The sequence below is a fragment of the Streptomyces cyaneus genome, assembly GCF_004028635.1.
In the GTDB taxonomy this organism is placed as follows: domain Bacteria; phylum Actinomycetota; class Actinomycetes; order Streptomycetales; family Streptomycetaceae; genus Streptomyces; species Streptomyces cyaneus.
This window is the reverse complement of record NZ_RQJW01000007.1, coordinates 156,764-177,435: the sequence shown is the minus strand read 5'-3', so window position 1 is coordinate 177,435 and position 20,672 is coordinate 156,764. Positions and strand designations below refer to the sequence as shown.

General features: G+C 70.4%; 18 protein-coding genes and 1 tRNA gene. 16 read left to right on the top strand and 3 right to left on the bottom strand.

Annotation, left to right across the window (positions count from 1 at the left end):
• The first annotated feature begins 173 nt into the window (after positions 1–173).
• The 9 genes from EHO50_RS26195 (at position 174) to EHO50_RS26160 (ending at position 13,241) form a co-directional block, all read left to right on the top strand.
• Positions 174–770 (top strand): small secreted protein, encoded by a 597-nt coding sequence (locus EHO50_RS26195; protein ID WP_246101448.1) that lies wholly within the window; start codon positions 174–176, stop codon positions 768–770.
• 37 nt (positions 771–807) lie between these two features.
• Positions 808–2,349, top strand: coding sequence for a DUF7059 domain-containing protein (locus tag EHO50_RS26190; RefSeq protein WP_128433664.1), 1,542 nt, complete (start codon positions 808–810; stop codon positions 2,347–2,349).
• 203 nt (positions 2,350–2,552) lie between these two features.
• Complete coding sequence (locus tag EHO50_RS44145) at positions 2,553–2,702, top strand: hypothetical protein (RefSeq protein ID WP_164904949.1); 150 nt, start codon at positions 2,553–2,555, stop codon at positions 2,700–2,702.
• A gap of 207 nt (positions 2,703–2,909) precedes the next feature.
• The gene (locus EHO50_RS26185; RefSeq protein ID WP_128433663.1) at positions 2,910–3,107 is read left to right on the top strand and encodes a hypothetical protein; all 198 of its coding nucleotides are present in this window, start codon (positions 2,910–2,912) and stop codon (positions 3,105–3,107) included.
• A 433-nt stretch (positions 3,108–3,540) separates the two neighbouring features.
• A complete protein-coding gene (gene topA, locus EHO50_RS26180) occupies positions 3,541–6,363 on the top strand; it encodes a type I DNA topoisomerase (RefSeq protein WP_128433662.1) in 2,823 nt (940 codons plus the stop codon).
• 167 nt (positions 6,364–6,530) lie between these two features.
• The gene (tmk, locus tag EHO50_RS26175; RefSeq protein WP_128433661.1) at positions 6,531–9,797 is read left to right on the top strand and encodes a dTMP kinase; all 3,267 of its coding nucleotides are present in this window, start codon (positions 6,531–6,533) and stop codon (positions 9,795–9,797) included.
• A 235-nt stretch (positions 9,798–10,032) separates the two neighbouring features.
• Complete coding sequence (locus tag EHO50_RS26170; protein ID WP_128433660.1) at positions 10,033–11,238, top strand: DNA polymerase III subunit delta'; 1,206 nt, start codon at positions 10,033–10,035, stop codon at positions 11,236–11,238.
• Between the two features lie 133 nt (positions 11,239–11,371).
• The gene (locus EHO50_RS26165; protein ID WP_128433659.1) at positions 11,372–12,997 is read left to right on the top strand and encodes an alpha/beta hydrolase; all 1,626 of its coding nucleotides are present in this window, start codon (positions 11,372–11,374) and stop codon (positions 12,995–12,997) included.
• Between the two features lie 170 nt (positions 12,998–13,167).
• Positions 13,168–13,241, top strand: a tRNA-Thr gene (locus tag EHO50_RS26160).
• Between the two features lie 690 nt (positions 13,242–13,931).
• On the opposite strand, the gene EHO50_RS26155 is transcribed toward EHO50_RS26160, so the two are convergent.
• The gene (locus EHO50_RS26155; RefSeq protein WP_128433658.1) at positions 13,932–14,780 is read right to left on the bottom strand and encodes a helix-turn-helix transcriptional regulator; all 849 of its coding nucleotides are present in this window, start codon (positions 14,778–14,780) and stop codon (positions 13,932–13,934) included.
• Between the two features lie 103 nt (positions 14,781–14,883).
• On the opposite strand from EHO50_RS26155, the gene EHO50_RS26150 reads away from it, so the two are divergent.
• Entirely contained in the window at positions 14,884–15,591 is a 708-nt protein-coding gene (locus EHO50_RS26150; RefSeq protein WP_128433657.1) for an SDR family NAD(P)-dependent oxidoreductase, read from the top strand.
• Between the two features lies 1 nt (position 15,592).
• Here EHO50_RS26150 and EHO50_RS26145 read toward each other — a convergent pair whose 3' ends face one another.
• Complete coding sequence (locus EHO50_RS26145; RefSeq protein WP_246101445.1) at positions 15,593–15,754, bottom strand: hypothetical protein; 162 nt, start codon at positions 15,752–15,754, stop codon at positions 15,593–15,595.
• A gap of 182 nt (positions 15,755–15,936) precedes the next feature.
• Here EHO50_RS26145 and EHO50_RS26140 point away from each other — a divergent pair, with 182 nt between their 5' ends.
• Together EHO50_RS26140 and EHO50_RS44140 are read left to right on the top strand one after the other, a co-directional pair.
• Positions 15,937–16,452: an alpha/beta fold hydrolase gene (locus EHO50_RS26140; RefSeq protein ID WP_128433656.1), complete on the top strand. Its 516-nt coding sequence runs from the start codon at positions 15,937–15,939 to the stop codon at positions 16,450–16,452.
• A 26-nt stretch (positions 16,453–16,478) separates the two neighbouring features.
• Positions 16,479–16,616: a hypothetical protein gene (locus EHO50_RS44140; RefSeq protein WP_164904948.1), complete on the top strand. Its 138-nt coding sequence runs from the start codon at positions 16,479–16,481 to the stop codon at positions 16,614–16,616.
• Between the two features lie 390 nt (positions 16,617–17,006).
• Here EHO50_RS44140 and EHO50_RS26135 read toward each other — a convergent pair whose 3' ends face one another.
• Positions 17,007–17,675 (bottom strand): GntR family transcriptional regulator, encoded by a 669-nt coding sequence (locus EHO50_RS26135; protein ID WP_128433655.1) that lies wholly within the window; start codon positions 17,673–17,675, stop codon positions 17,007–17,009.
• 122 nt (positions 17,676–17,797) lie between these two features.
• Between EHO50_RS26135 and EHO50_RS26130 the strand changes: the two genes are divergently transcribed.
• The 4 genes from EHO50_RS26130 to EHO50_RS26105 all read left to right on the top strand — a co-directional run bounded on the left by EHO50_RS26130 (position 17,798) and on the right by EHO50_RS26105 (position 20,400).
• Positions 17,798–18,229 carry a VOC family protein gene (locus EHO50_RS26130; protein WP_128433654.1) on the top strand — a complete coding sequence of 144 codons (432 nt, stop codon included), beginning with the start codon at positions 17,798–17,800 and terminating at the stop codon, positions 18,227–18,229.
• Positions 18,230–18,276: 47 nt separating this feature from the next.
• Positions 18,277–18,927 carry an NAD(P)H-binding protein gene (locus EHO50_RS26125; protein ID WP_128433653.1) on the top strand — a complete coding sequence of 217 codons (651 nt, stop codon included), beginning with the start codon at positions 18,277–18,279 and terminating at the stop codon, positions 18,925–18,927.
• Positions 18,928–18,980: 53 nt separating this feature from the next.
• Entirely contained in the window at positions 18,981–19,382 is a 402-nt protein-coding gene (locus EHO50_RS26120; RefSeq protein ID WP_128433652.1) for a RidA family protein, read from the top strand.
• Between the two features lie 784 nt (positions 19,383–20,166).
• Entirely contained in the window at positions 20,167–20,400 is a 234-nt protein-coding gene (locus EHO50_RS26105; RefSeq protein ID WP_128433651.1) for a hypothetical protein, read from the top strand.
• Positions 20,401–20,672: the final 272 nt, after the last annotated feature.

The following is a 20,672-nucleotide window of genomic DNA, read 5'->3' as shown; positions in this document are numbered from 1 at the left end:
CGCGCATTGACGTGCCGCCCGCCCGCGTCGTGCTTGTTCACGCCCTTGCCGTGACCCTTCTCTCACTTGGTGTAAATCGCATTAAAAGCCGCAGATGGGCCATTGGGGGCATGGCCGTCCAGCGCCCGACGTGTAAGGTCCGGTGGCCGAGAGCCACGGAAGGAACCGAACCGGTGAACAAGAAGCTCGCGGCCGCACTGTCCGGCGGTGCGGTACTGGTACTGGCGCTGACGGGATGCACGAGCGACGAGGGCAACCCGGAGCTGGACGCCTGGGCCAAGCAGGTCTGCGACGCCGTGCCCGCCCAGAACGCGAAGATCTCGGCGGCCTACGTCGAGATCACCAAGGCGGCCAAGGACACCACCAGCACGCCCAAGGAGCTCCAGCAGGCCGACTCCAAGGCCTTCCAGGACCTGGCCGACGGCTACAAGGCGCGCGCGACGCTCATCAGCAACGCCGGGGCGCCTCCTGGGGTCAAGGACGGCGCGACGGTCCAGCGGGACGTCGTCAAGAAGCTCACCGCCCTCTCCGCGGCATACGCCGACCTGAAGAAGCAGGTCGACGGGTTGAACACGAAGGACCAGGCGAAGTTCGCGTCCGGTCTGAAGGACGTGTCGGCCGAGATGAAGCAGGTGGAGACGCAGCGCAAGAGCGCGATCAAGGCGCTGAAGAAGCTGGAGTCGGGCGACACCAAGAAGGCGCTGACGTCGCAGGAGGGCTGCAAGGCGGCCGCTTCGGCGTCCACGTCGGCCGCGGCCACCGACAGCTGAGCCACCCTCAGGGGGCGGCGCGGGTCACAATGAGGGCGTGAGTGACTCCAGCCTGTCTGCCCTGCCCGCCTCCGACCGTCCCGATGTCGCCGCCCGGCTGAGGGATGCCCTGCTCGGGGCCTCCTTCACCGCCGACGGGCTGCTAGAGCTGCTCGGCGCGCCCGCGTACACGGCGCTCGCCCGGAGCGAGACCGTGCCCGCGCTCCGGGCGACCCGGGGGGACACGCCGCTCGAGGCGCTCGTACGGCTCTTCCTGTTGCAGCAACCCGTGCCGCACGCGCGCGTGGCGGACGTACTGCCCGTAGACGCGTGCCTGGAGAGCGGGTGGCTGGTCCGGGCCGGTGGCGACTCCGGAGACGACCTCGCGGCGACCGTGGACGTACGGCCGTACGGCGGGCCCGCAGGCGAGGACTGGTTCATCGTGTCCGACCTCGGGTGCGCGGTCGGTGGAGCGGGCGGCAGCGGCAGTAACGGCCGTCAGGCAGATACAGCGGTCGTCCTGGGCGTCGGCGGCGCCTCCACGACCCTCGCCGGCATCACCGTCCGTACGCCCGTCGCCTCCGCCCTCGACCTCGGCACCGGCTCCGGCATCCAGGCGCTGCACGCCGCACAGCACGCCACGCGCGTGACGGCGACCGATCTCAACCCGCGCGCGCTGCACATCACCGCCCTGACGCTCGCGCTGTCCGGCGCCCCGGCCGCGGACCTGCGGGAGGGCTCGCTGTTCGAGCCGCTCAAGAACGGCGAGACGTACGACCTGATCGTGTCGAACCCGCCCTTCGTGATCTCGCCGGGCGCGCGGCTGACGTATCGCGACGGCGGGATGAGCGGGGACGATCTGTGCCGGTCGATCGTTCAGGGGGCAGGGGAGCGGCTGAACGAGGGCGGGTTCGCGCAGTTCCTCGCCAACTGGCAGCACGTGGAAGGGGAGGACTGGCAGGACCGGCTGCGGTCATGGGTGCCGCGCGGGTGCGACGCCTGGATCGTGCAGCGCGAGGTCCAGGACATCACGCAGTACGCCGAGCTGTGGCTCAGGGACGCCGGTGACCACCGGGGTGACGTGGCCGAGTACCAGGCGCGGTACGACGCGTGGCTGGACGAGTTCGAGGCGCGCAAGGTGAAGGCCGTGGGCTTCGGGTGGATCACGCTACGGAAGGCGTCGGCGGCCGTGCCCTCGATCACGGTGGAGGAGTGGCCGCATCCGGTCGAGCAGCCGCTCGGCGACACGGTGCGGGCGCACTTCGACCGGCTCGACTACCTGCGCGCCCGCGACGACGCGGCCCTGCTGGCGGACCACTTCAAGCTCGTCGGCGAGGTCGTGCAGGAGCAGATCGGAATGCCCGGCGCCGAGGACCCGGAGCACGTCGTACTGCGCCAGCACCGCGGAATGCGCCGGGCCACTCAGGTGGACACGGTCGGCGCGGGGTTCGCGGGCGTGTGCGACGGTTCGCTGAGCGCGGGCCGCATTGTGGACGCGATCGCCCAACTGATGGGCGAGGACCCGGTGTTGCTCCGCGACCGTACGCCCGGGCAGATCCGGCTGCTGGTGGAGCTGGGGTTCCTCGAACCGGCGCGGTGAGTCTGCCGAGGGTCCGCCCGACGGGCTGCCGCGGGCCCTCATGGGGTACGTGGAGTACGTGCCCGGTGCGGTGGACCTCCGGGCGGTCGTACGGCGCTCGGGGCCGCTGGCGCCCGTTCAGGTGTCCGGAATCGAGCTCACCGTGCCGGGGGGCTCACCGTCGGGCACCGCATTCCGTCGACGATCATCACGTGGGCGGTGAAATGAGCCACAAGAACGGCTCCGAGAACGTCACCGAGCTGTGTGGCGACAAATTCGAGTCGATCACGGTCGGCAGGGCCGGCGAGAAGACGACCGGAAAGATACCCGCGTCCGGGGTGAGGTCGGCGAGGCACGGGGTCCGGTGGGCCTGATGGGGCTGGCGTGGCAGTTGGGTCCGCATGGCCCGGTGTGGCAGTTGGGTTCGTATGGGTCGACGTGGCAGTTGGGTCCGGATGGCCCGGCGAGTCCACAGCCGTGTCGGCCCCGCGTTCACCTGAGGTTCGCCTGTGCGCCGTCCGCGCGTGTCAGCCTCGCCGGGCTGGGCACTCGCGGACGGGAGAAATGGGGCAAGCGGAACCATGGAAAGGGGACCGGCGATCTTCGCCGGGGTCGTGTTCGCCCTGTTCGGAGGCGGGCTGCTGGTGTGGACCGCAGTCCGGGTGCGACAGCGCCGGCCCGTCGCCCACAATGTGAGCCCCGTCGCATCGGCGACGCTTGCGGGCCTCGCCTCGGTGATCGCGTTGATCCTCGGAACGTGGTGCTTCACCCGCCTCTGAGAACGGCCCGCGAGCTGCGCGGCAGATAATTGGGAGGGCCTCTTCCGGAAAGGCTCGAAAAGGCCGGTGGGCACTCCGGGCGGCAGGAATGGCGGAAGTCGGGTTACCGTTCGAGTGGCCGTTGCGGGCTTTTCCCGTTTGACAACGGGGCGGGATGTACCGTCACACTCCGCAGCGTCACCACCACCCGACCCCGGGCCCTAAGCGACCCCGGGGAGGTGCAGGCACGACCCGCGCCGCCCGGCACGCACTCTCGCCGCACCGGCCGAAGGCCCTGGTAGCTCCGCTACGAGAGCTTTCACCCGGCACACCGAGAGCACGCACCGGCTGTGAAAGCAGCCGCTGCCACGGCGGGCGCGGGAACGCACCTGCACCTCCCCGGAGCCGCTTGACCCTGGGAAGGCCCCAGCGTCGACCGGAGAGAAGAGCGAAGTTGTCCCCGACCAGCGAGACCGCACAGGGCGGCCGCCGACTCGTCATCGTCGAGTCGCCTGCCAAGGCGAAGACGATCAAGGGCTACCTGGGCCCCGGCTACGTAGTCGAAGCGAGCGTCGGGCACATCCGCGACCTCCCCAACGGCGCCGCGGAGGTGCCGGAGAAGTACACCGGCGAGGTCCGCCGCCTCGGCGTGGACGTAGAGCACGACTTCGAGCCGATCTATGTCGTCAACGCCGACAAGAAGGCCCAGGTCAAGAAGCTCAAGGACCTGCTGAAGGACTCCGACGAGCTCTACCTCGCCACCGATGAGGACCGCGAGGGCGAGGCCATCGCGTGGCACCTGCAGGAAGTGCTCAAGCCCAAGGTCCCGGTCAAGCGGATGGTCTTCCACGAGATCACCAAGGCCGCGATCCAGGCCGCTGTCGCCAACCCGCGCCAGCTCAACCAGAAGCTCGTCGACGCCCAGGAGACCCGCCGCATCCTCGACCGCCTCTACGGCTACGAGGTCTCGCCGGTCCTGTGGAAGAAGGTCATGCCGCGCCTGTCGGCCGGCCGTGTCCAGTCGGTCGCCACACGACTTGTCGTGGAGCGGGAACGCGAGCGCATCGCGTTTCGTTCTGCTGAGTACTGGGACCTGACGGGCACCTTCGCGACCGGCCGCGCGGGGGATTCGTCGGACCCGTCGTCGCTGGTCGCCCGCCTGCAGACCGTCGACGGCAGGCGGGTCGCGCAGGGCCGCGACTTCGACTCCCTGGGACAACTCAAGAGCGCGAACACCCTCCACCTCGACGAGGCGAACGCCCGCGCCCTGGCCGCCGCCCTGGAGCAGACGCAGTTCGCCGTCCGGTCCGTCGAGTCCAAGCCGTACCGCCGCTCGCCGTACGCCCCGTTCCGTACGACGACGCTGCAGCAGGAGGCGAGCCGCAAGCTCGGCTTCGGCGCGAAGGCCACCATGCAGGTCGCGCAGAAGCTGTACGAGAACGGCTACATCACCTACATGCGTACGGACTCCACGACGCTGAGCGACACCGCCGTCGCCGCAGCTCGTGCCCAGGTCACGCACCTGTACGGCGCCGACTACCTGCCGCCGCAGCCGCGCACCTACGCCGGCAAGGTCAAGAACGCGCAGGAGGCCCACGAGGCGATCCGCCCCTCCGGCGACCGCTTCCGCACGCCTGCCGAGACCGGGCTGACCGGCGACCAGTTCAAGCTCTACGAGCTGATCTGGAAGCGGACGGTCGCCTCCCAGATGAAGGACGCGACCGGTAACTCGGTCACGGTCAAGATCGGCGGCACGGCGGCCGACGGGCGGGACGTCGAGTTCAGCGCCTCCGGCAAGACGATCACCTTCCACGGCTTCCTCAAGGCCTACGTCGAGGGCGCCGACGACCCGAACGCCGAGCTGGACGACCGTGAGCGCCGGCTGCCGCAGGTCGCCGAGGGCGACGCGCTCAGTGCCGAGGAGATCACGGTCGACGGGCACGCCACCAAGCCCCCGGCCCGCTACACCGAGGCCTCGCTGGTCAAGGAGCTGGAAGAGCGCGAGATCGGCCGCCCGTCGACGTACGCGTCGATCATCGGCACGATCCTCGACCGCGGTTATGTGTTCAAGAAGGGCACGGCGCTCGTCCCGTCCTTCCTCTCCTTCGCCGTGGTCAACCTCCTGGAGAAGCACTTCGGGCGGCTCGTCGACTACGACTTCACCGCCAAGATGGAGGACGACCTCGACCGCATCGCCCGCGGTGAGGCCCAGTCCGTGCCGTGGCTGAAGCGGTTCTACTTCGGCGAGGGCACGCACAACGGCGGCGCGGCCGAGGCGGGCAACGGCGACGGGGACCACCTCGGTGGCCTCAAGGAGCTGGTGACCGACCTGGGCGCGATCGACGCGCGTGAGGTGTCGTCGTTCCCGGTCGGCAACGACATCGTGCTGCGGGTCGGGCGCTACGGCCCGTACATCGAGCGCGGCGAGAAGGACACCGAGCAGCACCAGCGCGCCGACATCCCGGACGACCTGGCGCCCGACGAGCTGTCCGTCGAGCTGGCCGAAGAGCTGCTGGCCAAGCCCAGCGGCGACTTCGAGCTGGGCACCGACCCGGAGAGCGGCCACGCGATCGTCGCCAAGGACGGCCGCTACGGCCCGTACGTCACCGAGGTGCTCCCCGAGGGCACCCCGAAGACCGGCAAGAACGCCGTCAAGCCGCGTACGGCCTCGCTGTTCAAGTCGATGTCGCTGGACACGGTGACGCTCGAGGACGCGCTCAAGCTGATGTCGCTGCCGCGCGTCGTCGGCACCGACGCGGACGGCGTGGAGATCACCGCGCAGAACGGCCGCTACGGCCCGTACCTGAAGAAGGGCACGGACTCGCGCTCGCTCCAGTCCGAGGAGCAGCTCTTCACGATCACGCTGGAGGAGGCGCAGGCGATCTACGCCCAGCCCAAGCAGCGTGGGCGCGCGGCCGCCAAGCCGCCGCTGAAGGAACTGGGCGTGGACCCGGTCAGCGAGAAGCCGGTCGTCGTCAAGGACGGTCGCTTCGGGCCGTACGTCACCGACGGGGAGACCAACGCGACCCTGCGCTCCGGCGACAGCGTCGAGACGATCACCCCGGAGCGCGGCTTCGAGCTGCTCGCCGAGAAGCGCGCGAAGGGGCCCGCCAAGAAGACGGCGAAGAAGGCCCCCGCGAAGAAGACGACCGCCAAGAAGGCCGCCCCGGCCAAGAAGACGGCCGCCAAGAAGACCGCGGCGAAGAAGACGACGACGGCCGCGAAGAAGACGACCGCGAAGAAGGCGGCTGCTTCGAAGTCGGCGAGCGAGGACTGAGCCGCAAGGACCGGACTGGCAACGGGGCTCTTTCTGAGCCCGGTTGAGGGTCCGGTTCTTCACTTCCGGTTCGCAAAACGAACGCCTCGGCATCAGTTTGGTGTCGGGGCGCGCGTACGTTCGGGCGTGCGCGTCGGGCTGTCAGTAGGTCCCGATAGGCTGAAAGCATGACGCGAGCCGAGCAGCCAACGGCCCCCCACCCCGCCTCCGACGACGCCCTTGCCGCGGACTCCCGCGAGCGTGCCGTCCGCGCCCTGCTGCGCCGACCGCAGCTGAAGCGCTTGTGGAGCGCGCAGTTGGTGGGCGGTGTCGGCGACTTGCTCGCCCTCCTTGTGCTGGTCCTGCTGGCCCTTCAGGCGGCGATCGCCGAGGGCTCGTTCGGCGGCGGGTACCGGGGCGTGGCGTTCGCAGTGGCGACCGTCTTCGGCGTGCGCATCCTGGCGACGCTGCTCTTCGGCGCCGTACTCCTCGGGCCCCTGACGTCGCTGACCTCCCAGGAAGGCCCGCTCGACCGGCGCTGGACCATGGTCGGCGCAGACGGCCTGCGGGTCGCCCTGCTGATCATCGCGCCCCTGTGGATCGACTGGACGCCGGACAACGCGCTGGCCGTCCTCCTGGTCACCGTCTTCGTGACCGGCGTCGCCGAGCGCTTCTGGACGGTGTGCCGGGAGAGCGCGGCGCCCGCGCTGCTGCCGCCCCCGCCCCCGGAGGGCGCGACGGTACGACCGCTGCCGGACCACATGGACGCCCTGCGCCGCCTGTCGCTGCGTACGAGTTTCGTGGCGATCCCCCTGGCCGCCGCCGCACTCGTCGTCGCCGCCCTGCTCAACAACCTCCTGGGTGCCGGACTCGACTGGTTCGACCAGCACCAGGCCGCCCTCGCGTCGTATGTCGCGGCGGGTCTGTTCGCCGCGTCCCTGTCCGTGCTGACCTTCCTGGAGCTGCCCGACACGCGCACCCCGCGCGCGCGGTCGCCGCTGGAGGGCCTGCGCCGCCCCAAGACGGGCGCCGGCGTCGACAAGGGCCGTACCGGCGCCATCCCGCTGCTGGTGACGGCGTGCGCGGCGGTCGCCGCAGCGGTGGCCGCGGCGGTCGCCGTGGCCGTGCTGCACGCCAAGGACCTCGGCGGCGGGCCGGTGCTGTACGGCCTGCTGGTGCTCGCGCTGACCGGCGGAGTGGTCGTCGGCATCCGTACGGCGCCCTCCGTGGTGCCCGCCCTGTCGCGGCGCCGGCTGCTGGCGCTGGCGATCGCCTTCACCGGCATCGCACTGCTGGCCGCGGGACTCGTCCCAGACGTCACCACCGTGCTGCTGATCGTCGCGCTGGCCGGGATCGGCGCCGGCGTCGCCGCCAACACCGGGCACACGCTGCTCGACCAGGAGGCCGAGGAATTCCGGCGGCCGCGGACGACCGAGCATCTGCACGCGGTCGTACGGGTGTGTGTGGCCCTCGGTGCGGTGATCGCGCCCAGCGTGGCCGCGCTCATCGGGCCGCACCGGCTGGAGAGCGGCAAGTTCGTCTTCGCGCACGGCGGTGCGGCGTTCACGCTGATGCTGGTCGGGGCGCTGCTGCTGCCGGTGGCCGTGCTGGTGCTGGCCAAGGTCGACGACCGTTCCGGTGTGCCGCTGCGGCAGGACCTGCGGGACGCGCTGCTCGGCGGGGACGACCCGGAGCAGGTGCCCGCGACGTCCGGCTTCTTCATCGCCCTGGAGGGCGGAGACGGCGCCGGGAAGTCCACCCAGGCCGAGGCGCTCGCCGAGTGGATCCGGGGCAAGGGCCATGAGGTCGTCGTCACGCGCGAGCCGGGCGCGACGCCGGTCGGCAAGCGGCTGCGGTCGATCCTGCTGGACGTGTCGAGTGCGGGGCTGTCACACCGGGCGGAGGCGCTGCTGTACGCGGCGGACCGCGCGGAGCACGTCGACACGGTGGTCCGGCCCGCCCTGGAGCGGGGCGCGGTCGTGATCTCCGACCGGTACGTCGACTCCTCGGTCGCCTACCAGGGGGCGGGCCGTGACCTGTCCCCGACGGAGATCGCCCGCATCAACCGCTGGGCGACGAACGGACTCGCGCCGCATCTGACCGTGCTGCTGGACGTCTCGCCGGAGATCGCCCGCGAGCGCTTCACCGAGGCGCCGGACCGGCTGGAGTCGGAGCCGGCCGAGTTCCACGCGCGCGTGCGGTCCGGCTTCCTGGCGCTGGCCGCGGCCGACCCCGGGCGGTACCTGGTGGTGGACGCGGGCCAGGAGCCCGAGGCCGTCACGACGGTCGTCCGGCATCGGCTCGACCAGATGCTGCCGCTGTCCGAGGCGGAGATCCAGGCGCAGGAGGAGGCTCGGCGCAAGGCCGAGGAGGAGGCCCGCCGCAAGGCCGAGGAGGAGGCCGCCCGCAAGGCCGAGGAGGAGCGCCTGGAGCGTGAGCGCCAGGAGCAGCTCGCCCGGCTGCGTGCCGAGGAGGAGGAGCGCAAGCGGCGCGAGCTGGAGGAGGCGCAGCGGCGCGAGGCCGAACGGCAGGCGGAGGAGGCCCGGCAGCGGGCCGAGGAAGCGCGTCGGCGTGCCGAGGAGGAGCGCCAGCGGCTCCTCGCGGAGGAGAAGGTGCGCGCCGAGGAAGAAGCGCGCCGCAAGGCCGACGAGGAGCGACGCCGCAAGCAGGCCGAGGAAGAGGCCCGGCTGCGGGCCGAGGCGGAGGCGCTCCGCCTGGAGAAGCAGCGCAAGGCCGAGGAAGCTCTGCTGCGGGCCGAGGAGGCGCGGCGGCTGGCCGAGCAGGCGGCGGCGTCGGCGCAGGCGGGTCCGAGGCCGACGGGGCCTGCGGCCGCGGCTGCTCCTGGGGACGCGGCGACGGTGCCCACGCCGATGGTGACGCCGGGGAAGGTGCCAGGTGGGGCGTCGGACGAGACGACTGTGTTGCGGCCGGTGCGGGGTGAGGAGCGGCGGGAGCCTGGCGGTCAGGGTTCTTCCGGTGACCGTCCTGCCGGTGACCGCACTTCCGGCGACCGTCCTTCCGGGGAATCCGAATCCGAGGTGACGGCGAAGCTGCCGCAGCCGCCGGTGCCTTCGGGGGCGGCGGACGAGACGGCTGTGCTTCCGCCGGTGGTGCCGGGTGCTGCCGATGAGACCGCTGTGCTTCCGCCGGTTCCTCCGGGGGCCGCGGACGAGACTGCGGTGCTGCCTCCCGTGTCGGGGGCGGGGTCGGGATCGGGCGAGGTGTCGGGCGAGGCGTCTGCCGATCGGATTCCGCCGGGGTACTTCCGGGACCAGGAACGTACGCGCGAGATGCCTCAGGTCGACGAGTCGGGGGCGCCCCGGCGCAGGGCTCGGTCCGACTGGGCCGAGGAGACCCCGCTGGACGATCTGCCGACGCTGGCGGATGAGCTGTTGGGGCCGCGTGAGGACGAGTACGACGACGAGGGTGGCCGGGGACGGGGCCGGCGGCGCTGAGGTCGGGTGGCCCTGAGATCGGTTGCTGAACCGGCGGTGAGTCGGCCTTGCCGTGCCGCGAGGTTCGGCCCCACAGGCTGTCGGGCCGGTGCGCGCTGTTGAACTGGCGCTGTCGGCGTCCGACCTCCACCCCGCCTTCGTTCGTCCCGCCTTCGTTCGCCCTGACCCCGTTGTCAGTGCCGCCCCCCACAATGGAATCCGCGACGCGATATGTGACGGAAGGGCGGCGTGACCCATGAGCGTGTGGGACGACCTGGTGGGGCAGGAGAGGGTGAGTGAGCAGCTGGCTGCTGCCGCTCGGGACGCCGATGCCCTCGTCACCGCCGCCGCTGCCGACGCGCCTCCCCCCGAGGCGTCCAAGATGACGCACGCCTGGTTGTTCACGGGGCCGCCCGGGGCGGGGCGGAATCAGACGGCGCGGGCCTTCGCCGCCGCCCTGCAGTGCGTCAGCCCGGATCGGGCGCTCGGCGGCGCCCCCGGATGCGGGTTCTGCGACGGGTGCCATACGGCGCTCGTCGGCACGCACGCCGACGTCACCACCGTCGCCGCCGTCGGCACCCAGATCCTCGCCGACGACATGCGGGACACCGTCCGCAAGTCGTTCACCTCGCCGGCGAACGGCCGGTGGCAGATCATCCTCGTCGAGGACGCCGAGCGGCTGAACGAGAAGTCGGCCAACGCCGTCCTGAAGGCCGTGGAGGAGCCCGCCCCCCGCACGGTCTGGCTGCTCTGCGCCCCCTCCATCGAGGACGTCCTGCCCACCATCCGCTCCCGCTGTCGCCACCTGAACCTGAGCACGCCCTCGGTCGACGCCGTCGCCGACATGCTCGTACGACGGGAGGGCATCGAGCCCGAGGTCGCCGCCGCCGCGGCCCGCGCCACCCAGGGCCACGTGGACCGGGCTCGCCGCCTGGCCACCGACCCGGCCGCCCGTGAGCGCCGGGCCGCCGTCCTCAAGCTGCCCCTCCGGGTCGGCGACGTCGGCGGCTGCCTCAAGGCAGCCCAGGAACTCGTGGACGCCGCCGCCGAGGACGCCAAGCAACTCGCCGAGGAGATGGACGGCAAGGAGACCGAGGAGCTGAAGGCGGCGCTGGGCGCGGCCCAGGGCGGCAGGATGCCGCGCGGCACGGCGGGCGTGATGAAGGAGCTGGAGGACAAGCAGAAGCGGCGCCGTACGCGGACGCAGCGCGACAGCCTCGACCTCGCGCTGACCGACCTCACCGCCTTCTACCGCGATGTCCTCGCCCTCCAGCTCGGCTCCCGCGTCGCCCTCGCCAACACCGATGCCGAGGACGCCCTGGAGCGCCTCGCCCGCGACAGCGCCCCGGAGTCCACGCTGCGCCGCATCGAGGCGATCGCCGCCTGCCGCGACGCCCTCGACCGCAATGTGGCGCCGCTGCTCGCGGTGGAGGCGATGACCATGGCACTCAGAGCGGGCTGAACCGGCCGCCCGCGTCCACTCGTCCGACCTCTCTCACCCGCAAGTGATCAACAGGAGGCCGACCATGTAACCCGTACGAGCCGTGATGTGCACGCACAGCATCCGAGCCACTGCACAGAGTTACGCTCGCTTGATGCACACCAGGCGCACTCCAGTCAGCACAGACCCGAGCCCGACCGGGCACGGCCCACGTACCCGCCGCCCGAACCTCCGGCGAGTCCGCGCGGTCGGCACCTTCCTCGCCGTCGCCGCGCTGCTCGCCTCCGCCTGCACCTCCGGCGGATCGACGCACCCGGGGAACCCGGCGGCCGAGGCGGCGCTGGCCGCACTGCCGCGGTCGACGCCGGCCGCGCTCACGCCGTACTACGGGCAGAAGCTGACCTGGCGCAGCTGCGGGACGCCCGGCTTCCAGTGCGCCACGATGAAGGCGCCGCTCGACTACGCGGAGCCGGGCGCCGGGGACATCAGGCTCGCCGTGGCCCGCAAGAAGGCGACGGGACCGGGCGCGCGGCTCGGGTCGCTGCTCGTGAACCCGGGCGGCCCGGGCGGCTCGGCGATCGCCTACCTCCAGCAGTACGCGGGGATCGGCTACCCGACCGACGTACGTGCGCGGTACGACATGGTCGCGGTCGACCCGCGCGGAGTCGCCCGCAGCGAGCCCGTCAAATGCCTGAACGGTCGCCAGATGGACAGGTACACGCAGACGGACTTCACGCCCGACGACGAGAAGGAGGCCGGCGCACTCGTCGCCACCTACAAGAGGTTCGCGGAAGGGTGCGGAGCAGATGCGCCCGGCCTCCTGCGCCATGTCTCCACCGCCGAGGCGGCCCGGGACATGGACATCCTGCGGGCGGCGCTGGGCGACGAGAAGCTGACGTATGTGGGGGCGTCGTACGGCACCTTCCTCGGGGCGACGTACGCCGGGCTCTTCCCGAACCGGGTGGGCAGGCTGGTCCTGGACGGAGCCATGGACCCCTCCCTGCCGGCCCGTCGAATGAACCTCGACCAGACGGCCGGCTTCGAGACGGCGTTCCAGGCCTTCGCCAGGGACTGTGTGCGACAGCGGGACTGCCCGCTGGGCACGAAGGCGAGCGGCGTCGGCAAGAACCTCAAGGCCTTCTTCGGGAAGCTCGATGCGCGACCCATCCCGACCGGCGACCCGGACGGCCGCGTACTCGGCGAATCCCTCGCCACCACCGGCGTGATCGCGGCGATGTACGACGAGGGGGCCTGGGCGCAACTGCGTGACGCGCTGGCCTCGGCCATGAAGGAGAACGACGGCGCGGGCCTCCTCGCCCTCTCCGACAGCTACTACGAGCGCGACGCCGACGGCCGCTACACGAACCTGATGTTCGCCAACGCGGCCGTGAACTGCCTGGATCTCCCGGCGGCCTTCGCCACCCCCGACGACGTCCGTGAAGCCCTGCCCGCCTTCGAAAAGGCGTCCCCCGTCTTCGGTGAGGGCCTCGCCTGGGCGACCCTGAACTGCGCGTACTGGCCGGTGGCGCCCACCGGTGAGCCGCGCCGTATCGAGGCGAGGGGCGCGGCGCCGATCGTCGTGGTCGGCACCACCCGCGACCCGGCGACCCCCTACCGCTGGGCCCGCGCCCTCTCCGGCCAGCTCTCCTCGGCCCGGCTGCTCACCTATGACGGCGACGGTCACACGGCGTACGGGCGGGGCAGCAGGTGCATCGACAAAACGATCAACGCCTATCTCCTCCGGGGCACGCCACCCACCCACGACAAGCGCTGCTCCTAGCGTCTCGGCCGGCCCTGCTCCGTCCCCGGAAGCCCTCGCTCCGGGGGCGGAGGGGGCGGAGAGGGCTGGGAACCGGGCCGGAACGGGGCTGACCGGGGGTGGTACGGAGCACCCCCGGAAACTGTGTAGACTTACCGACGTTGCTGATCGCACCATAGTGCGGACGGCGCGCCGCCTTAGCTCAGATGGCCAGAGCAACGCACTCGTAATGCGTAGGTCTCGGGTTCGAATCCCGAAGGCGGCTCATTTCAAACCCCAGGTCAGGCCTCTGACCTGGGGTTTTCTAGCATTTATGGTGCGTCGTCCGGGCGGGATTGCGGCTGTTGACCTGCGCAGGCGCAATGCGTAGGTCGGAGGTTTGTGGTGGTGTGGTTCCCCGGAGTGTGCGTGCGGATGCCCCTCTGACCTTGTGGTTTCGAGAGTTCGCCGCTGCCTGATCGGTTCTGGTTGGCAATGGAGTGCGGGAGGGGAGCGCATCGGTGCAACTGCAGTGCGGCAGCCGGCGTTGAGGGCGGGCGGCCGGGCGGGAAGTGCTGACTCCGGCCAGGTTGTCGATGTCGCACAATCCTGTGCAGGAAGGGGGGCGCGGTCGGTTCCGTCGGCCCGGTGGTGCCGTCCGGGGTGAGGGCGGGGGTGTGAGTGCCGTACGCGCGAGGTGCGCCGTCGTACTCTCGGGGTTCCGCCGCCCGCGCGCGATCCGCCGCTTCCGTTGACGTGGTCCATCCCGACCGAACCCCGAACGAGGACATGGCCCGTCTCTCCGCGTTCGTCCGCCCCCACATCAACATGCACGGACGGCACACGTTCCAACTCCGGCCCTGCCCGGCGGGCTTCGCCCGCTGCACGACAAGGACGCCACCGACGACGAGTGCTGCCGTACGGCAGCATCGGCTTGTCGTGCTCGCCCCCTCCTTGACCAAGACGTCCGAACTGGTCAGAGCCCCGGAGCGACCAGGTTCTGGGTGCCGAGCACCGAGATCAGCTCCAGCTTCTCGGCGGCTCCGGTGCCCGGCTCGGCCGAGTAGACGAGGATGTACAGGTCGCTCTCCTCCAGCCGGAGCAGGTCGCAGTCCAGCGTCAGCAGGCCTACCTGCGGATGCTCGATCGTCTTGTGCCAGGCCTCGAACCGTCCCACGGCGCCCGCGTCCCACAGCTCGGCGAACCGCTCGCTGTTGGTGCGCAACTCCGCGATCAGGCGTCGCAGTTGGCGGTCCGCCGGATAGCGGGCGGCGGTCCTCCGCAGCTGGGAGACCATGCCGGCCTCGCAGGCGCTGCGTTCCTCGGGGGTGTGCCGCACCCGGGTCGGTGCACCCATGAAGGTGCGCCACGCGTCGTTGCGTTCCACGCCGCGCAGGCCGGACGGGTCGCCCATCAGCGCCGCGTACATCGGGTTGGCCAGCAGCAGCGTCATGACCGCGTCACAGACCGCGACGGGCGCGTCGACGAGCCGGTCCAGCAGCCGCTGGACGCTGGGCGTGATGAACCCGGGCACCATGTCGGGACCGGGCGGAATCAGCCCTGCCAGCCCGAACAGGTATGCCCGCTCGTCCCCCGACAGCCGCAGCGCACGGGCCAGCGCCTCGACGACCTGCCCGGAGGGGTTGGCCGCCCGGCCCTGTTCGAGGCGCGTGATGTAGTCGGCCGAGATCCCGGCCAGCAGGGCCAGTTCCTCGCGCCGCAGACCGACCGCGCGCCGGTGACCGCCGGAGGGCAGCCCCGGCGCCTCCGGTGTGACCCGGTCGCGCCAGCGCCGCAGCGCCTGTCCGAGTTCCGTCGCCGTCATGTTCCCCAGTGAAACACCGTCGGCCGTACATGTGCCTGGTACCCGCAGTCCCAGGAAGAAGGGTCTCCTGGCTGATCGTGCCGCCGCACCGGAGGCTGGACGCATGACGACAACACTGATCACCGGAGCCAACAAGGGCCTCGGCCACGAGACCGCCCGCCAGCTCATCGCCGCAGGTCACACCGTCTACGTGAGTGCCCGCGACGCCGAGCGCGGACGCCGGGCCGCCGAGCAGCTGGGCGCACGGTTCGTCCTCCTCGACGTCACCGACGACGCCACGGTCGAGGCCGCGGCCAAGACCATCGCGGCCGACGGCGGCCTCGACGTACTGATCAACAACGCCGGAACCGCGAGCAGGGCCGACGCCCACAGTGAGCCCACCGCCGCGACCGTGACCGCCGACCAGATGCGGGACACCTTCGAGACAAACGCCTTCGGCGTCGTCCGCGTCACCCACGCCTTCCTGCCCCTGCTGCAGCGCTCGGCCGCACCGGTCGTGGTCAACGTCGTCGGCGGCCTCGCCTCGCTGACCAACCTCTCCGCCCCCGAGTCTCCCACGCACTTCTACCCGGGCGTCGCCTACCCGGCGTCCAAGACCGCGGTCAACATGCTCACCGTGCAGTACGCGAAGGCGTTCCCGGACATGCGGATCAACTCCGTCGAGCCCGGCTTCATCAAGACGGACCTCAACGACAACACGGGCACGCAGTCCGTCGAGGAGGGCGCCGAGGTCATCGTCCGCATGGCGCAGATCGGTCCCGACGGCCCGACCGGGGGCTACTTCGACGCCAACGGTCCGCTGCCCTGGTGAGTCACAGCCGCACCTGCCGGGGCGCCGCGCCCTCCGCGCGCAGCAGCGCCCCGGCCTGACGGGTCAACTCCCGTGCACTGCCCAGCAGTCCGTCCAGGACGACGGCCCGGCGCAGGTACCGGCGCCGCGGGTGTTCGGCGGCGAACCCGATCCCGCCCAGCACCTGGAACCCAGCCCGTCCTCCGCGACGGCGAGTCCAGTACCCGGCCACCACAAGGCACCTGGACCTTGAACGCTCGCACTGCCCGCTCCTTCTGAACAGCAGCAGGAAGCCGCAGAGCTATACCCGAAGAACCGCCGAACCGGCTGCTTCGTACCACGAGTCGCAGCCTGAGAGGGAGCCCCATGACAACGTCGTCTGCCCGCAGGGGCCCGGCAGCTTCACCGGATCTGCTCCTCGTGCACGGTGCATGGCATGGCCCGTGGGCCTGGGACCTACTGCTCCCGAAACTCCCCGGTACCGTGCGCACGGTGGCTCTTCCGTCTAGCGGGGCCGACCTCAGTGCGCTGGGCGGCTTCGCCGAGGACGTCGAAGCGATCAGAACCGGGTTGGCGAAGAGCGCCGACAGGCCCACCGTCGTCGTGGCCCACTCGGGCAGTGGCCTCTCAACGACCCAGGCGGTGTGCGGGCAGCGGCACGTCCTCGGCGTCGTGTACGTGGCCGCATTCGTGGCCGATGTCGGCCAGCGCGTGTCCGACCTGTTCACCGGCCCGCCGCCGACCTGGTGGGATCTGCATCCGGAGGAAGGGTACGTCGACGCCCTCACTCCACTGCCCGTCTTCTACAACGACGTGCCCACGGACATCGCGGAGTCCTGTGCCGCTCGGCTGGAACACAAGTCCCTCGCCGGAGCGCAGTGACGCTAACCGACGCCGCGTGGCGTCACATGCCGACCACCTACGTCGTCTGTGACCACCTGCCGAGCGGGCACTCGCCGTTCCTGTCGATGCCCGACGAACTCGCCACGGTGATCAGCCGCGAGAGTGAGGAGTTCATGCGCGTCGGCACAGATCAGGAGGCTTAGCCTCGATCAACCGATGGGGATTGTGGGCTGGTTCGCGTGTTGACGAGCGCGCCAGCGTCTTTGGGGGCAGGAGGTAGCAGCCGGTCTGTCCAGCCTTTCTACTGTGGTCTCCGGTGGGACCGTCGGGCGGCGGGTGGTCAGATGGGCATTGCTGGTGGTGGCGTAAAGCCGATAGTGCTGCGCTACAACCAAAGCCATGACGTGGCCCAGGGCCGGTGGTGGGGCAGGTGTACGAGGCGATGGACCTGGAGATCGCGCACAACCCCATCAACAACACCCGCCTGAAGCCCAAGTGGCTCACCGAACGCGGGATTCCACCCTGCGTCGCCGCGACCTGCCCGCTCATCCTCGACAAAGCAGCAAATCAGATATCAACCTCATACCTCCCTCTCAGTTCGGTTCGGTGTTCCCGGTCACCACGTCGACAGCGTGGCGGCGATGTGCGGCGAAGAGGCGAAGCGTGGTTTCGGTGTCGCGGGAGCGCAGCGCGGTTACGAGCCCCTGGTGCTCGCGCGGGATGCAGCCGAGGTACCCGTCGGTGCTGAGGTTGATCCGGGTCAGCAGGAACAGGTGGACCTGGCACCGGATGCCGTCCCACGCGTCGGCGAGGCGCCGGTGGCCGGCGGCGGCGAAGACGGCGTCGTGGAAAGCGATGTCCAGTCGCACCATCTCGTGGGCGTCCGTTACGTGCGTCATGACCTCGGCCGCCTTGGCGAGGGATGTGAGGTCCTCGTCCGAGGCGCGCGTGATCACTTGACGAACAGCCAGGTCTTCCAGTGCGCCACGCAGGCTGTCGAGCTCTCCGACATCTTCGGGAGACAGTGTCGTCACTGTCGTCCCACGGTGCCACGCGCAGTGGACCAGTCCCTCGCGCTCCAGTACGCGCAGTGCTTCACGTACAGGACCGCGGCTGACGTCCATCGTGGCGGACAGTTCCACCTCGCGCAGTTGGGCGCCGGGGGCGTAGGCCCCGTTGAAGATGGCATCGCGGATCCGGTCTGCGACCTCGTCCGACAGGCCGCGGCGACGGGCCGGGGAGACCTTGCGCTGATCACTCATGTCTGAACTTGCACCTCCTCTATCTACGTCCTAATGTTAACATTCAACTCATTGTCTTATTGTTAACATTAAGTCAATGAGGTTCACGCTCCCGCTGGACCCACTCTCGGAAAGGCAGTGCCGTGACTGTTCTCGACTCCCCGATCCCTCGGTTCCACCTGGCCATGCCGGTCGACGACCTGGCTGCCGCGCGCCGCTTCTACGGCGACGTACTGGGCTTGGAGCAGGGCCGCAGCGCGGACACCTGGGTGGACTGGAATCTGCACGGCCACCAGTTCGTCACGCATCTGGCACCGGAGCGCGCGCAGCGCATACACAACCCGGTCGACGGTCACGACGTCCCGGTACCGCACTTCGGGCTGATCCTGACGATCCCGGCCTTCCAGCAGCTTGCCGAGCGGCTGCGCGCGGCGGGCACCAGTTTCGTCATCGAGCCCTACGTGCGCTTCGAAGGCCAGAGGGGCGAGCAGTGGACGATGTTCCTCCTCGACCCGGCCGGCAACGCGTTGGAGTTCAAAGCGTTCGCCGACGACTCCCAGGTGTTCGCCGCCTGACCGGCGGACATCGCACCCTCTCACCACTCGAAAGACGGGACGAACCCATGAACGTGTTCCAGATCGGCGCTGCTGGAGGAGTCGGCCGCCGCCTCACCCGACTCCTTGCCGCACGCGGAGACTCGGTGACGGGCATGCATCGCGGGCCCGCTCAGGGCGAGACCGTGCGAGAGGCCGGCGGGATACCGGTGATCGGCGATCTCATCACCGACACGGTCGACGACCTCGCGCAGAAGATGCAGGGCCATGACGCGGTGGTCTTCTCGGCCGGTGCGCACGGTACCGGCATGGACAAGACGACCCTCATCGACGGCAAGGGCCTGCAGAAGGCCGCCGACGCGGCCGCGCTCGCCGGGGTGACGCGGTTCGTCCTCGTCTCGGTGTTCCCCGACGCCCTGCGCGGCGGCGAGGCCGGTGACGGCTTTGAGCACTACATCAAGGTCAAGAAGAGCGCCGACGTGTACCTGACGCGCACCGATCTCGACTGGCTGATCGTCCGTCCCGGAACCCTGCTGGACACCCCCGGCAGCGGCCGGGTCACGGCGGGCCCGGCCGTCGAGTACGGCGACGTGCACCGCGACGATGTCGCCGCGTTCATCGACGCCGCCCTGCACGAGCCCGCCCTCAGGCGCGTCATCGTCGAGCTGACCTCCGGCGACACCCCCGTCGCAGACGCGGTCGCCCGCCTCACCGCCTGAGCCTGCCCCCACAACTCACCCCCGCATCCCCCCACCAGAGAAGGACAGCCACCATGACTGCGATCGATTCCTACAGCCACGGCGTCTCGGGCGAGCGCGAGTTCGGCTTCGCCCAGGCCATCAAGGTCGACCATACGATCTATGTCTCGGGCCAGCTCTCCCACGACGACGAGGGCAACTTCCTCTACGCGGATGACTTCGAGGCCCAGACCGCGCAGGTCTTCGCCAACTTCGAGAAGGTCCTCGCCCACTACGGCGCCACCCGCAACCAGGTCGTCTCAGAGACCCAGTACATCGTTGACCTGCCGAGGTACAACAACGCGATGGCGGCCGCCAACCTGGCCTACTTCGGCGACCACCGCCCCACCAGCAGCACCATCGGCGTCGCCCACCTGTTCTTCCCCGGCCAGCTCATCGAGACCAACTTCGTCATCGACACCCGTCTGCCCGCCTGACGGCAAAGGCGGTACTGGAGCTCAGTCTTCACCAGCTCCGCAGATTAGACATGGGCCGTCGTCCGGCGGTTCAACGGCCTACCCGACTGGCACCCGGCCATCCGGGCGAGCGAGATCATCTGGGCGGCAACGGGCTCACCCTCGGTGCGGTCCGCCTCCTCACCGGGGCGGACGGCAGCACCTACCGGGAACGGCTCGTGGCGCTGGACGAGGCCGACCGGAAGCTGACACGAAATCCTCCAGGCACCGCTGCCGGTCCGCAGCTACTGCTCGACGCCTGCCGTCCAGCCCGTCGCCGATACCGGTGGCGCCTTCCTCAGCTGGCACGCCACCTTCGATCCGGCCGAGGGAGCCACCGCCCAGGAAACCACCACGGTCCTCGAAGCTGCCTACGCCCCGCCCGTCGCGGGCCTCCACACGATCACCGCCTGACCTACGACGGCAGCCAGGCCCGCGCTGTCATCGATCACCGACCACGAAAAGAAGCACCACGCGCATGAGTTCCCTGTTCACTCCCCTCACCCTGCGTTCGCTTCAGATACCCAACCGGGTGTGGATGTCCCCGATGTGCATGTACTCCGCCGCCCCCGAAGGCTCGACACCGAGCCCCGCTGGCCCGACCAGTACGCCTACGTCGTCAAACGCCGCAAGCACTGACCTCCCCACCCCCGTACAACCTCTACCACCTTGCCCACCACGGAAGACACGTTGAACCACCCCACTGGGAACTTATCGAGGGCAGGTCAAGCTCCGTTTCAGCGGTCGGAGTTACGCCTCCGCGGGGGTGCCCGAGCGGACACGGACCGTCCCCGCGGGTGGCCCGGCCGACTTCGACGTCCATCTGGACCTGCCCGACCCCCGCGTACTGGCGCGTGCCCCGGCACTCCAGCCTGCTGTGACGGCATCCGGCACCGCCGACCAGCCCGTCGACATGGAGATGGCCCACGCCCCCACCGTCGCACCCGACATCGTGGGCTTCGCCGGACCCGGCAGTCCGTACGCCTACAACGTCGGCTGACGCCGCCCCCGACCGCCCGGGACATCCCGAGCGTTCGGGGTATCGCGCGGCGGGCCCGCGCGCGTTCCCGACTCGGTGGGGACCGCGGCGCTGTGTCGGGGTCGATGCGCATCGCATCAGTCGGCGCTCCGCATTTTTCAGTGCTGGTCAGGGCCTACTTATCAACTCCCCGGCCTCGCAGAGTCGGTGCCGGCCGGTGGCACTCCCTCGCCATCGGCCCTTCAGCAGGCGGTCCCGGTCACCCATGCCCCCTTCGGTGACTCGGGGCCGCC

Bases quoted from the DNA above. Each gene is read 5' to 3' on its own strand.
- EHO50_RS26185 (WP_128433663.1), top strand. From the start codon at position 2,910: ATGGAAAGGGGACCGGCGATCTTCGCCGGGGTCGTGTTCGCCCTGTTC.
- EHO50_RS44140 (WP_164904948.1), top strand. From the start codon at position 16,479: ATGCCGACCACCTACGTCGTCTGTGACCACCTGCCGAGCGGGCACTCG.
- EHO50_RS26150 (WP_128433657.1), top strand. From the start codon at position 14,884: ATGACGACAACACTGATCACCGGAGCCAACAAGGGCCTCGGCCACGAG.
- tmk (WP_128433661.1), top strand. From the start codon at position 6,531: ATGACGCGAGCCGAGCAGCCAACGGCCCCCCACCCCGCCTCCGACGAC.
- EHO50_RS26120 (WP_128433652.1), top strand. From the start codon at position 18,981: ATGACTGCGATCGATTCCTACAGCCACGGCGTCTCGGGCGAGCGCGAG.
- EHO50_RS44145 (WP_164904949.1), top strand. From the start codon at position 2,553: ATGAGCCACAAGAACGGCTCCGAGAACGTCACCGAGCTGTGTGGCGAC.
- EHO50_RS26165 (WP_128433659.1), top strand. From the start codon at position 11,372: ATGCACACCAGGCGCACTCCAGTCAGCACAGACCCGAGCCCGACCGGG.
- EHO50_RS26140 (WP_128433656.1), top strand. From the start codon at position 15,937: ATGACAACGTCGTCTGCCCGCAGGGGCCCGGCAGCTTCACCGGATCTG.
- EHO50_RS26135 (WP_128433655.1), bottom strand. From the start codon at position 17,675: ATGAGTGATCAGCGCAAGGTCTCCCCGGCCCGTCGCCGCGGCCTGTCG.
- EHO50_RS26155 (WP_128433658.1), bottom strand. From the start codon at position 14,780: ATGACGGCGACGGAACTCGGACAGGCGCTGCGGCGCTGGCGCGACCGG.
- EHO50_RS26125 (WP_128433653.1), top strand. From the start codon at position 18,277: ATGAACGTGTTCCAGATCGGCGCTGCTGGAGGAGTCGGCCGCCGCCTC.
- EHO50_RS26170 (WP_128433660.1), top strand. From the start codon at position 10,033: ATGAGCGTGTGGGACGACCTGGTGGGGCAGGAGAGGGTGAGTGAGCAG.